Genomic DNA, 13,665 nt, shown 5'->3' on the forward strand with positions numbered 1-13,665 from the left:
ATCGTTTTTCCACAAATACACCAATGTTCTGACACAGCCTTCTTGTAGAGTAAGACGAGTAAGACAAACCCATTAGGAGCGTGAAACCATGAACCATAAGTTGATTATTTCCAGAGTTGTCCTTTCATCTGCTTTATTAATGTCCGCTGTTGCAGGCCCTGCCATCTCGAATGCAGCGTCTAAAGCGCCAGCACCTGAAAAATTCTCAATGCTGCAAAACGTAACAGCAAGCACTTCCATCTCCGCAGATGCAACGACTGGTGTAGCTGTGGTCAACAGCTTTACTAATCCGCTCGACTTAGCCAAAAAGTATGCACCTGACACACTAGCGGACTGGCAGGATACATTAGACCAATATGAGAAAACGATCGGCAGCACGATGAAAAACCTCATTTCATCTGTTGAAGCAATACCAGCAATTTCAGATGGCAAGGAGACGATTTCGATTTCTAAATCGGAGAATGTCGGAACTTTATCAATGAGCACTGCTGCAGTGAAAATCTCAGATTCCACTAAACTAAATATTGCACCAGCTGATGTCGTTCAGCTTGATAAGAATACAGGTACGGCAGTTCAAATGACTGAAGCGACTATTAGCGAAGCCGACAGCGCTGACATGGCGTTTATTAGAGCAGAGATTAAGCTGGCGCAAGCGGTTCAAGCTGAAGATGCTGCTGCTATTAAGCAATCACTGAGCGAGCTTTTTGTACAATACAAACAGCAAATCGCTGAATGGAAAGCAGAGAAGTAAAACCTATAAAAAAGGAAACAAGCTCACCTCCTTGATGAGGTGAGCTTGTTTCTTTTTCGCATATGCTTACGCATCTAACAGTAGAAAATTACTGTTTCTAAGCTTTGCAGCATAATTTAAAGTGAAGTCTTAGCCAAGGATGTGTATGCCATGAAACGTAATCAGCAAGCTTCCCGAAAGCTCGATAAGCCTAATTTTCTTGTGATCCTGGTGGATGAGGAACGTTATCCCCCTGTATATGAGAACGCCGAAATAAAAAAATGGCGCAAAAAAAATCTAATCGCACAGGAGCTGTTGAAAGAAAACTCTATGGAGTTCCATAGGCACTACATCGGGAGCTCCGCATGCTGCCCAAGCCGGGCAACCTTATTTACCGGACATTACCCGTCGCTCCACGGCGTCAGCCAAACGGTTGGAATCGCCAAAGAGTCTTTCGATTCCGATGTGCATTGGCTGGATAAAAACACCGTTCCTACGATGGGCGACTATTTCCGCGAAGCCGGCTATCAGACGCACTACAAAGGGAAATGGCATATAACCAATGCAGATATTATCGTCCCTGGCACCCACAACAGCATACCAAGCTTTAATCCTTTGACAGGCGTACCTGACAGAGAGCGAACCGACTTATATTACCAAGCTAATCGCTTAGATGACTTCGGCTTCTCTGACTGGATTGGTCCGGAGCCAAATGGAAAAAATCCGCGTAATTCCGCCTCCTCTGCAGGTTTTGGAAAAAGCGGACGCGATGTGGTTTATGGTGAGGAAACCGTGATGCTGCTTGAAAACCTTGATCGTCAAAAAAGCAATGATAAAAATGCCAAGCCATGGTTAGTCATTGCTTCCTTCGTTAACCCGCACGATATTGTTTTGTACGGTGCGCTCACCGCGCATCTGCCCGCCTTCCGTTTCGAAGTGGAGCCTACGGTACCATCCGTTTCCCCGCCGCCAACGATGAACGAATCGCTGCTTACGAAACCACGCTGCCAAGCAAGCTATCGCGATACTTACCCTAAGGCGCTGCAGCCGATCATCGACAATCCATTTTACCGTCAGCTTTATTACCAGCTGCAAAAAAATGCCGATCAGCAAATGTTAAAAGTATACGAGGCGCTTGCTCGCTCATCATTTTATGACAATACGATCGTTATTTTCACCTCAGACCATGGTGATTTGCTCGGATCTCACGGAAATCTTCATCAAAAATGGTACTGTGCCTATGAAGAGTTTCTGCATGTGCCTTTCCTTATTCATAATAAACATCTTTTTCCGCATAATAAAAATGTGGATACCCTTACAAGCCATGTTGATTTGCTGCCTACTATGCTTGGACTTGCGAATGTGGACATCCATACCGTTCAATGCTGCTTGCAAAAGAGATTCAGCGAAGCCCGCCCTTTTGTTGGGCGCGACCTCACTCCTATCATTTTGGAACAAAAACCGGCGGTAACCGGTGATAGTCCTGTATATTTCATGACCGATGACGACGTGACACGCGGCCAGCACCAAGTAAATCCACTCGGGGAAGCCTATGCATCCGTTGTTCAGCCTAATCATATTGAGTCTGTCCTCATGACGATCATTACCGATGGCAAGAAACAATTGTGGAAATACTCCCGTTACTATGACAACGTGCAATTTTGGAGCCAACCAGGCGTACAAGATGTAACCTTTTTGCAAGCTGATGCTGCGAAAGGTGAACAGTACCCGCTGTGGGCGACACAAGTGAAAACGGAGCCGGCTCCTGAGGAATTTGAGCTGTACAACTTAACCGAAGATCCTCTAGAAAATCGCAATCTTGCGAATCCAGCCTATGCCACGCAGCATACGAAAGAAATTGAAACATGGATGATGGAGCTGCTAAATGAGCAGCGCATGCAAAAACGTCTTGTCCCAGCGGATACGGGCATCACTTAAAGCCATGAATCAAATCAAGCCTTGCAGGCGAATAATCGCCTGTGCGCGATCAACAACTTCCAGTTTGCTATAGAGATTGCTGATGTAGTTGCGTGCTGTACCTTCGGCTATGAACAACGCATCAGCAATTTCTCGATTGTTCAGTCCGCGTATAATAAGCTGTGCCAACTTTTTCTCGCGATCTGTCAGCTGGATGTGGCGCTGGCTCGGATTTTGCCATTGCTCGTGATCTTCTGTAAACCTGTTCATCCTCTCAGCCAGTTTGGCTGCAACCGCGGCTGGAAGAATAAACTGCCCGGATATCGTATCACGAATCGCGGCAATCATTTTATCGATGTCCATATCCTTCAGCATATAGCCGCTTGCCCCATGCGCCATGCCCTCTACAATATAATCCGCGTCTATGAATGTCGTTAAAAACAAAATAAAAATGTTGGGCGAGCTCTGCTTTATTCGTTTTAAAGCGGTGATTCCATCCATAATCGGCATTTGAATGTCCAGCAGCATAAGGTGTGGCTGAAGCGTCTCTGCCATTTCACACGCCTCTTCCCCATTTTTAGCTACGCCAACGATCTCGAAATCATCTTCTAAGTCCAGTATGGTTCGAAGTCCTTCCCGTGTCAGCATCTGATCATCGGCAATTACAATCGTTATCTTATTCATTCCCTCTCTCCATTCAATCGTATCTTGTAGGGCAAATCGATCTTTAACAGACAGCCTTGATTTGGCCATGATTCAATAGAGAGGCTTCCGCCCAGCTGTTCCACTCGCTCTTTCATCGCCTTTAACCCAAATCCGAGCGCAATCTCAGGGGCTCCAATTCCGCAATCCTCAAGCCTGAACTGCAAATAGGTGCCGACGGTTTGCAAACTAAAGCGGAATTCCTTGCTCCCCCCATGCCGGATGCCATTGGTTAAGCCTTCTTGGAGCGCATGATAGATCGCCTTCTTATGCGCTGTCGACAGCTTCGGCAAAGGCTGAATCGCTGCATGAACTTCTACTTCCATATTGCGCTCTGTATCTTGAATGAGCCGATTCAGCATTTGTCCGAGGTCAGCGAACTTGTCCTCCTTCAACATATGGACAGAGCCGCGGATCTCATTCAAGCTATGCCTTGCTAGATCCTGCGCTTCTTTCAGCCGCTGCATGCCGCCCTCCATGTCCTTGTGCAGCAGACGTTTTCCAGCTTCAATCTGAAGGATCGTCGAGGTAAGTGAATGACCGACAATATCATGAATATCATGGGCAATGCGGCTCCGTTCCTCATAAACAGAAGCTTCGGCAAGCGCAGCAGACGTCTCTTGCATCGATCTCTCAAGACTGCGAGTCCGCTCGACGACTTGTGCCTCTAAGTTGTTTTTAAGATATTGTATCCCCGAATAAAGCTTAGCGTTTTCTATGGAAATGGCGCACTGGGAGCCGAGCAGCTTCAGAACATCAAGCCGCTGAGGTGTGAAGACGCTCGTCGTTAGCTTATTCTCCATATAAAGCAAGCAAATCAGCTTATTCTGATGCATGATAGGCAGACATAAAACCGACTTTAATCCATTATTTTTAACATACGGATTTCGGACGAACATCCCTTCATGGGCTGCATCATGTAGGACAACTTCCTCTTTCGTTCGTGCTGCATAGCCAATAATCGCCGCTGAGGCGATTTCCGATTCCTCCGCAAGGGGCACGGTTTCAATGTGAAGCTCCTCTGCTGTTCCATACGCCTCAACAACCCAATTGTCTTCGTGACCAAAAATAAGTACGCCATATTCCGCGCCAGCATTATGAAGCATGATACGCATCAGCGTATCGAGCAAACGATTCATTTCCATTTCGCCCGATAATGCTTGCGCGGACATGACTGCTGAGAGATAATCCACACTTTCAAGGCCCGACTCCCGTCTAATGTGGAGCAGATGCCCATATTTTTGTTCCAGATCAGCCGCTTTCGCAGCCGCCCCCCATTCAATATAAGCTTCATACGCTTCCGTCATATAGATTTTCGCGAGCTGCTGCCTGCCTTGACGAAGGGCGAATTTTGCAAGGCATTCTGCTGCTATTGCAAGATCATGTATATATCCATAAGCACGCGCTGCCTCAATCGACTGCTCAAACAGCTCCTCCGCTTGACGGCTCTTTCGTGTAATCCGTGCCATTTCAGCTTTAATGAGCAAATATTTATGCTTATAGTTTTCTGGACAACGCGAAGTGAGCAGTTTCATTCTTTTCATATGTTTCTTAATAGTTGTCAAAAATTCTTTTTGCTCCTGTACGGAAACATCCTCATAAAGCTGTGCCAGCACTAACGATTCATAAAAATATTGTACGGTGCTCTCATAGTTATCATTACGCGAAGAAATAATTTCGGCTGCTTTCTTCAAAGCCTCATTTGCTTCCTGATACTGACCAAAAAAATAGCCAGGCAAATAATGAAGCGTGCAAACCAGCTCTTGAATCGTATTAAATTGATCTCCGTGCACCGATCCGGCAAAATCCTCGCTAAAGATATCTGTTTCCATAAATGGATCATTCGGCGCGCGATATCCCGTTAAACGGACAAGGAGAGTGGCAAGCAAAACGGCTTGCTTCCAATGAAGCGTATTATTATGGCGCAAAAAATCGCCTGAATGCGCAATTAACCGGTTATAAATATCACTAAGCGGATGACCATATTGCAGCAGAGTTGCACAATTAATTAATACACTTTGATTGCTGTGCCACAGATCTCCCGATTCCAGTCCAACTTTCCCAGCATGCTCAGTAAAGGTCTTTAGCATCATCGGATCAAATTTGCGCCAGCTGTCGTAACAAAGGGTGAATGAAGTAAGCGTCTTAACATGCAGTATAGGGTACGGCTTCGATAATTCACAGGCGAGCATACCCCATTCGAATGCCTCTTTATAATGCCGAAACTGAAAATTCAGGAACATGGCATAACCGACAAAACCGATTGAAGACTCCGGGGCCATGCCGTAATCCAGTGTCATTTCGACCATGGTAAACGTAGTAGCAAGCCAGCCTTTTTGATTTACAAAAAAACTGGCATTGCTCGTATAGACCATCGCGGTCATAGCCGCTTTCCGTACTTCATCTGTCATTGGCGGTAGTTGCTGCAGCGATGCTATCGAATGTTTCTTAATTTTCCTTCTGAGCTTTAACCACTGCACAGTCAATTCGAATGTGCTTGGCTCAAAATGAGGGTGAATATCCAATAGCTCCAACGTTTGACGGCCCAAAGAAAGGACCTCGTCGTAATTGTCATTCGTTGCCTCTAATTGAATTTTCATGGTCCAAACGAGCGCTTTATCTAAATTAGTCTCCGCTTTGCTGATCAACAAATTAAATAAATCATGTGCTTTCGCAAAATGACCGCATAAATATTCCGCCTCGGCGCGTTCTCTGAATATTCGGAAGGCAAGCGAGTAGCTATTTTTCCAACATTCCTCTTCGATAAGGGCAGCAGCATGACGCAAATAGCCTAGTGATGTCTCATATGCGGTCGATTGTTTCGCTTTCAAGGCCGCCTTTAAGTTCAGCTCGGCGAGTTCCAGCTTCTGCTCTAGACGTTCTATTTGTTTCCATGCCTGATTGAAATGATTGACGGCTTCGAATACATTTGCATCTTCAGTGAATGCTACACGGTCCGCAAGCAGCGATCCGATTCTCCAATGCAGTGCGGGAAGCTCATCCTCGGATACAAGATGATAGGCAGCCTGCTGAATGCGATCATGCTGAAATTGATAAATTTTACCGTTCCCGAGCTTAACTGGCTGCAATAATTGTTCACGCTCGGCTTTCTCCAGCACTTCTTCCAGCTCCTGCAAGGGTAGATTCGTAATGGAAACAAGCATATCTACATCAAAGCTGGTGCCAAGAACAGCTGCCCGCCCAAGCACATAAACCATCTGATCCGGGAAAAGCTTCATCTTATCCGATATATAATCAGCCGTATTGGCCGGAACGTTCCTTTCAGCAATTAGCTGCAAATCCCACTGCCAGCGCCTGCTCGATTCATCAAACATAACTTGCTCATCATCAACCAAATCCTGAATAAATTGCTTTAGAAAAAAAGGATTGCCTTCCGTCTTATGGAGCAATACAGCAGCCAGCTCATCGGTTTCAGCAGCTTCGCAGCCCATGGTGTCGCTTAGAAGGCTGGTTAAATCAGAGGCTTCCAAAGCCTCCAGATGTATACGGCTGTTCTTTGTGTTGTGCTCTTCAAAATGATTCTCCAAACGGCTCAGCGGATGCAGCGGCGTAATTTCTCCATCCCGATAAGCCAAGATGACGAGTAAATGATTGATGTCCCTATCCTCTAGAAGATAAGCAAGATATTGAAGCGATTCTTCATCCGCCCATTGAAGATCATCAAAGAACAAAACCAACGGGCAGTCCCGGTGAAGGAATAGATGAATAAAACGGCTCAAAATAAGGTGAAAACGGCGCTGTGCTTCCACTGGCGGCAATGAAAGTACCGCTGGCTGCTCTCCAATCAGCAGCTCCAGCTTTGGAACCAATTCAATCAACAGCTGTCCATACCCATTTAAGGCATCTATAATGCGCAGCTTCCAAACCTCTGCCTGCAGCTTGCTCTCCATGAGCATCAGGCTAACCAATTCATCAATGGCTTGAATCCATACGTCGTAGGGTTTTGCCGCTTGTTGCGGATTGAATTTGCCCGTAACAAAATAAACTTCAAGCGGCATCGATTTTCTAAGCGTTTCATTCACAAAGGACGTTTTCCCTATTCCTCCGTTGCCACTAACCCAGATAACCTCCGCAGCGCTTAACGACGCTCGCTGCAGTGCATCTTGCAAGCATTGCTGCTCTGAGCGTCTGCCGTAATACTGGCTTGAAGTCCTCCAAAGATCGGAAATATCACGGCTTGCCAGTGCAAAAGCTTCTACTTCTCCAGATAACTGGAATTGATTCAGACATTCCTCCAAGTCCGACTTCAACCCGAATGCACTGATATACCTCGCATCAGGCATCTTCTCCATACACTTGCTTACAATAGCAGATACCATCTCGGGTATAGAGGGATACCTCTTATGCAGAGGTTCAGGCGTGCTGGCAATATGCCGATATATAACATCCATTACATCTTGTGATTCAAAAGGAAGGCTTCCCGACATCCATTCGTATAAGGTGACGCCGAGCGAATAGAAATCTGAGCGGTAATCGGGGATCATTCCCGTTCTGCCCGTCTGTTCTGGAGAGATATAGGACAAAATGAAGTCAGGCCTGCCTGTTGTTAATGGAAGCGGACTCTTGTTAAGTTCAGTTGAACACATTCGAATATCAATAAGCTTCACTTCATAGGTATCGGGATTAGCGATGAGATGAAAGGGGGTTATTTCATTGAGTATTATTTTTTCACGATGTATTTGCATCAGGCTATCTGCTGCCGATACTGCGATGGCCAGCAACGCTTCATGCATAAAAGGGTTATCGCGCATGCGCAATACTCGATCTAGCGTACTGCCTCCGATATCCTGCAAAATCAGAACAGGTCTGTCTGCTAACATTTCCAGACTGTATGCTTCTAACGTTCCTCGTCCGCCGAGCTTAACGAGCAACTCATACTCATGCTGAAATGCAGCAACCACGTTTGGTCCTGGATAGATGTCACATGTGGTTTTGGCGATAACCGTAATGTTATCCGTTTGGCGAATCATTCTATATAGGTTTATATCATCATAACTGCCTATTTCATCGATCATTTGATAACCTGATATCTCAATCAAGAAGCCGCACTCCCCAGTTGCTAGATATGGAAAGAATTCATTATTTAAATATAGGTAGGGCGTGTCTGAAAACCCGTTCAGTGGCACCTTTCACCGCCTTTTCGCCCCCTGCTTCGTTCCGTTTGCTTGACGTACCCCGGTACGCCTTCACAAACGCGCCTTGCATTGAACGAAAATTCGGCAAAATTTGCTGTCCTCAGAGTTCTCAGACACGCCCTAATCAATTAAAGGAAGCCCAGAAGAAATTTAACTTCATTATAGCATTGGCTCTTCTACTATGAATACCGCGTTCGTGCTTGGAATAAAAAAAACAGACCATCCGATGGAAAGTCTGCTCGTTACATTCACTTAAACATTCGTTTTCGATGATTGCTCCCAATTTTATACCAATATTTAGTATGTTCATCCTTAAACAGTCGAATGCCTACCAATCGGAAAGGCGTCCAAATTTCTCGAAACATGATATACTCAGCCATAGTTTTCACCTCAAAAATAATTCCTATTATCTATTTACCTTTAGCATTTCTATCATTTACATGATACTAATTACCTATAAACAGTATAATCCAAATTCTCCCTTTTATATAGTGAGAGTTGTCATTTTTTTGTCATATGACAACAATCGGTCAGCATATACGTAAAAAATGGGCTGTCCCAACCGTAGATTAATCTACTTTTGAGACAGCCCATTAGTATGATAGAGATATAAAAGATGATCCAATTGCTTAACAAGCTATACGGATATGACAATTCCAAAATATTTACGTAATGCTTCCGCATATTCCTCTTGTGTAGAAGGTGTGACTACCTGAACGCCCTCTGCCGTAAATATACGAAACTCTTCGCCTGCGATCGTATTTCTTCCTTCAGCTGTCCGAATGGCCGCCATCGGCGTGCTCACAAATATCGAATCTTGTGCATGCTCACACCAGTAGGAAGTCATAATGAAATCCTGCGGCAGCTGCGGTTCCTCGGTAAAGGTATAAAGGCGGCTCCATTCCCCCTTCTTCCTCTCCAGCAGCACCCAGCCAAAAAAGGCATCCCGCTCCAGCTGATACGCTTCATCCTTTTGCTCATGGACGACATTTTCAGCCAAAAGAATCGGGTTTCGCGGTGCAATACCGCCTACTCCCACGTCGCATAAATACGGCTTTCCTTCAGCTACTACCTGTAAAATATGATGCCTGCGTTTTGGCGGTGTCTGTGTTTCATCACGCCAGAACCGGGCAAAATAGTTCGTCACGTTAAAGCCGAGCTCGGCTAACAACCAACCAAACAGTGCATTCAACTCAAAGCAATAGCCGCCGCGATGCTTAGTAACGATTTTATTGAACAGGTCGGGAATTTCCAATGATAGCGGTACCCGATTTATAATATCTAAGTTTTCGTAGGGTACGGTATGTACATGGCAGTTCTGGAGCTCCGTAAGTGTTGCCAAACTGTTGTCGATCGGGCCGTTATAACCTATTCGTTCAAGATACGCCAATACTTCAGGTTTCCATTGCTTGTGGTCAACTACCATTTTATTTACCCCTCGCTGTTCGTAGACTTGTTATTTATTTCATCATATCTTCCTGCATCGACTAATGGCAAGACAAGCGCTACAATTAAAGAAAATCAGTAAAATTATTGTATTCAAAATAAATCATTTACAGGAGGCTATTTATTTTGGGGACAAAAGATAACTTTACAGGCAAAGCCACGATTTACTCCGAATACCGTTCCAATTATCCAATGGCTTATATTAACTACCTTATTCAGAGCAATAACCTATCACCGGATCATACTGTAGCTGATATTGGTTCCGGCACTGGAATACTTACGAAGCAGCTACTGGATCAAGATTTAAAGGTCATTGCTATTGAACCTAATGAGGATATGAGATCCACCGCAGAAAAAGAATTAAATCATTATGCTAAGTTCACCTCTATAAATGGTGCTGCTGAGCATACGCCGCTGCAAGGCCAAAGTATTGATTTAATTACGGTTGCCCAAGCCTTTCATTGGTTTGACAAGGAGCAGTTTAAGCTGGAGTGCCAACGAATACTAAAACCAGATGCTAACGTTGCCTTAGTGTGGAATAGCAGAGATGCTTCAAGCGAGCTCGTTATTGAAAACGCAGCGATCTGCCAAAAGTATTGCCCTGCATTTAAAGGATTTAGCGGCGGTATCGATAAGACTCCTGACGTGTATGAGCAGTTTTTCCGAAACGGCAGCTATGAATTTAAAGTATTTGAATACCATTTGGAATTTGATTTAGACCGTTTTATTGGACGTAATTTATCCGGCTCCTATGCGCCAAAAGAGACTGACGAACAGTATGAACCGTTTATTCAATCCCTCTCCGAGCTCTATGCAAAATACAGCAAAAACGATGTGCTTATCATGCCGAATCTAACACGCAGCTATATGGGTAACGTCTAAATCAAGTAATCACGTACTGCTATATATCTAAAGGGGCTGTCCCAAAAGTAGAAATCTACATTTGGAACAGCCCTTGTTTTGTTTATGGAGGCTTGGACAAAGCGAATGCCTGAGTGAATCACTGTTAACTATGTGCTCCTTTGCCCGGAATTTGTATTGGATTTATCGCTAACGAACCTAGCAGCTCTTATTTAATCGATTCGTAATGGATTAAATATGTAACGAACTCCAGCGTCGCTATTTTGAGAAAAACAGCTCCTAACCCCTCATACAGCATGCCATAACGTTAATCAGGTTCGTTAAAATTTAAAAGATGCCGTTTTCTGCCTAATAAGTATATTACGATTCGTTAGAGAAGTAATCAACCGAAATTATCTGCTTACTAAATTTGAGAAACCATAAAAAATTGAGTAAACTATAGGTAATAAAGGAGGCGTATGCTTATGGCCGATTTGGCAGCAAACATGGAAATTGGAATTAGTACTTTTTTGGAAACGACACCGGACCCGGTGACAGGAGTAATCATGAGCCATGCTGAACGTCTGCGCAACGCGGTTGAGGAGATCGTGCTCGCAGATCAAGTTGGACTAGATGTTTATGGTATTGGAGAGCATCACCGTGCTGATTACGCTGGCACTGCGCCTGCGGTTGTACTGGCAGCAGCAGCTCCTATGACCAAAAATATTAGACTCACTAGCGCCGTTACCGTTCTGTCCTCAGACGACCCGGTTCGTGTATTTCAACAGTTTTCCACACTCGATGGGCTCTCGAACGGCAGAGCCGAAATTATGGCAGGGCGGGGATCATTTATTGAATCCTTCCCGCTATTTGGGTACAGCTTAGAAGATTATGATGAATTGTTTGAAGAGAAGCTAGAGCTGCTTCTTGCTATCAGAGATTCCGAAAAGGTTAATTGGCGCGGTGGACATCGTCCTGCTATTCATAATCTACCTGTATACCCGCGGCCAGTTCAGAGCCCGCTTCCCGTTTGGATCGCAAGCGGCGGCAACGCACAATCTGCGATTCGCGCAGGTCTGCTCGGCCTTCCTATCGCCTTCGCTATTATTGGCGGAATGCCTGAAAATTTTGCGCCGCTGGTCGATCTTTACAAAGAAGCAGCTGCAAAAGCTGGCCATGATCCTAGCAAGCTGCAAATCGCCACACATTCCCACGGTTTTGTTGGTGAAACTACGGAGCAGGCAGCCGATTTATTTTTCCCGCCAACTCAGGCACAAATGAATGTCATTGGACGTGAACGCGGCTGGGGGCAGCATTACAGTCGTGCAGCTTATGACTCTGCCCGCAGCCTTCGAGGCGCTTTATATGTGGGTGATTCTGAATATGTTGCGGAGAAGATTCTTTTGCTGCGCAAAAATCTAGGCGTCACTCGATTCTTCCTGCATGTGAATGTAGGTACGATGCCGCACCGCGAGGTACTGCGAGCCATTGAACTGCTCGGCACTAAGGTCGCCCCAATTGTACGCAAGGAGCTTGCAAGAAGCGAAGGAAAGCAATAAAAAAGATAGCCATTATCAAAAAATTGAAGTGTGCGAGCCTGAGATGGCCAGTACACTTCTTTTTTTAGGTTGGGTAAATCTTCTAATAAAAGGAAAAACGAAAAAGACAGAGAAATAGTACACAATCCGTCACTTAAGGAGCCTGTGTATGAATCATCTTTCTCGCAAACAAATACAGCAAATTCAGCATATGTTTCCCTCATTCACCCATCTTCCTGCTGAGAGCTGGGAAGCTGCACAGCTATTATCCATTAATCCGGCTACCTCGCATTCCATTCGAGAAGGCCATATTTTGCAACATGCTATGTTTATTGTCAGCGGTCAAATTCGAGTGCTTAAGCTGAGTCAAACAGGCAGAGAAATTACTTTATACCGGGTACATAGCGGTCAGTGCTGCGTCCTTATGATGGCAAGCATATTGGGCGAGACTGAATATGAAGCATCGGTTGCGATAGAGGAGGAAACGGACGTGTTGCTGCTGCCCGTTTCCGTATTTCGAGACTGGATGAACACGATCAAACCCATTCGGCAATATATTTATAAACAATTTATTGATCGAATGACGAATGTGACAAAGCTGCTGGAAAATGTCGCTTTCCAGCAGCTCCCTTATCGCATTGCGGACTATTTAATTTCGGAATCTGTGAAGGGTGATTGCTTGCGGCTTACTCATGAACAACTAGCTATAGAAATTGGGACATCACGCGAGGTCATCACCCGCATTTTAAAAGGCTTTGTGGAGCAAGGAGCGATTGCATTAAGCAGAGGAAAGGTCACCATATTGGATCGCGCCATCTTAAACCGTATAATAGAACAGCATTTGTGACAATGTCACTGAGATTTGAATCGCTCTCCCCTACAATTAATAAGGAATCAATCTTATTTAACGGGAGGGCACATGATGACCCATTATTACGATCGTACGAATTTAAGCCGGATTCCAGAGCTGATTAAGCTCGTTCCGCAGGCTGCAGGTTCCTTTTTAGCTTTTGAAAAAGACGTTTATCATGCTTCTGATGCCATACCTGCAAAAATGAAAGAGCTCATTGCTGTAGCCGTTGCTCATGTGACAGGATGCCCCTATTGCATTGATATGCATGTGAAGAAATGCAAGGCGCTAGGAGGCACGCGGGAGGAAATAGTAGAGGCCGTTTTGATTGCAGCATCCACAAGAGCAGGCGCCATTCTCAGCCATGCGACCCATGCCTTAATCTCATTTGAAGAAGACGATAACAAACGATCACACAAGAAAGCAGAGCAATCATCCTCAGCGCCGGACTGTTTCTGTTAAGTTTATTTCTTCAAATTAAAAAGC

The 13,665-nt window shown here is 45.0% G+C and carries 9 protein-coding genes; 6 read left to right on the forward strand and 3 right to left on the reverse strand.

All coding sequences use genetic code 11. The features are described 5' to 3' along the window. The first annotated feature begins 88 nt into the window (after window positions 1-88). Window positions 89-751 (forward strand): hypothetical protein, encoded by a 663-nt coding sequence (locus tag AB4Z50_RS19180; RefSeq protein WP_441881137.1) that lies wholly within the window; start codon window positions 89-91, stop codon window positions 749-751. Between the two features lie 150 nt (window positions 752-901). Continuing rightward, complete coding sequence (locus AB4Z50_RS19185) at window positions 902-2,668, forward strand: sulfatase-like hydrolase/transferase (RefSeq protein ID WP_441881138.1); 1,767 nt, start codon at window positions 902-904, stop codon at window positions 2,666-2,668. 9 nt (window positions 2,669-2,677) lie between these two features. Here AB4Z50_RS19185 and AB4Z50_RS19190 read toward each other — a convergent pair whose 3' ends face one another. The 3 genes from AB4Z50_RS19190 to AB4Z50_RS19200 all read right to left on the reverse strand — a co-directional run bounded on the left by AB4Z50_RS19190 (window position 2,678) and on the right by AB4Z50_RS19200 (window position 9,931). After that, on the reverse strand, window positions 2,678-3,331 hold the full coding sequence (locus tag AB4Z50_RS19190; protein WP_430055984.1) for a response regulator transcription factor: 654 nt from the start codon (window positions 3,329-3,331) through the stop codon (window positions 2,678-2,680). Beyond that, the gene (locus AB4Z50_RS19195; RefSeq protein ID WP_441881139.1) at window positions 3,328-8,409 is read right to left on the reverse strand and encodes an AAA family ATPase; all 5,082 of its coding nucleotides are present in this window, start codon (window positions 8,407-8,409) and stop codon (window positions 3,328-3,330) included. The genes AB4Z50_RS19190 and AB4Z50_RS19195 overlap by 4 nt, the downstream gene beginning before the upstream one ends. A 733-nt stretch (window positions 8,410-9,142) precedes the next feature. Beyond that, complete coding sequence (locus AB4Z50_RS19200; protein WP_441881140.1) at window positions 9,143-9,931, reverse strand: arylamine N-acetyltransferase family protein; 789 nt, start codon at window positions 9,929-9,931, stop codon at window positions 9,143-9,145. Between the two features lie 146 nt (window positions 9,932-10,077). On the opposite strand from AB4Z50_RS19200, the gene AB4Z50_RS19205 reads away from it, so the two are divergent. The 4 genes from AB4Z50_RS19205 to AB4Z50_RS19220 all read left to right on the forward strand — a co-directional run bounded on the left by AB4Z50_RS19205 (window position 10,078) and on the right by AB4Z50_RS19220 (window position 13,641). Continuing rightward, on the forward strand, window positions 10,078-10,833 hold the full coding sequence (locus AB4Z50_RS19205) for a class I SAM-dependent methyltransferase (protein ID WP_441881141.1): 756 nt from the start codon (window positions 10,078-10,080) through the stop codon (window positions 10,831-10,833). Window positions 10,834-11,297: 464 nt separating this feature from the next. Continuing rightward, window positions 11,298-12,350: an LLM class flavin-dependent oxidoreductase gene (locus AB4Z50_RS19210; RefSeq protein WP_441881205.1), complete on the forward strand. Its 1,053-nt coding sequence runs from the start codon at window positions 11,298-11,300 to the stop codon at window positions 12,348-12,350. A gap of 148 nt (window positions 12,351-12,498) precedes the next feature. After that, on the forward strand, window positions 12,499-13,176 hold the full coding sequence (locus AB4Z50_RS19215) for a Crp/Fnr family transcriptional regulator (protein WP_441881142.1): 678 nt from the start codon (window positions 12,499-12,501) through the stop codon (window positions 13,174-13,176). 75 nt (window positions 13,177-13,251) lie between these two features. Next, window positions 13,252-13,641 carry a carboxymuconolactone decarboxylase family protein gene (locus AB4Z50_RS19220; protein ID WP_441881143.1) on the forward strand — a complete coding sequence of 130 codons (390 nt, stop codon included), beginning with the start codon at window positions 13,252-13,254 and terminating at the stop codon, window positions 13,639-13,641. The last annotated feature ends 24 nt before the right edge of the window (window positions 13,642-13,665 follow it).

It is taken from the genome of Paenibacillus sp. 2TAB26, assembly GCF_052115145.1.
In the GTDB taxonomy this organism is placed as follows: Bacteria; Bacillota; Bacilli; order Paenibacillales; family Paenibacillaceae; genus Pristimantibacillus.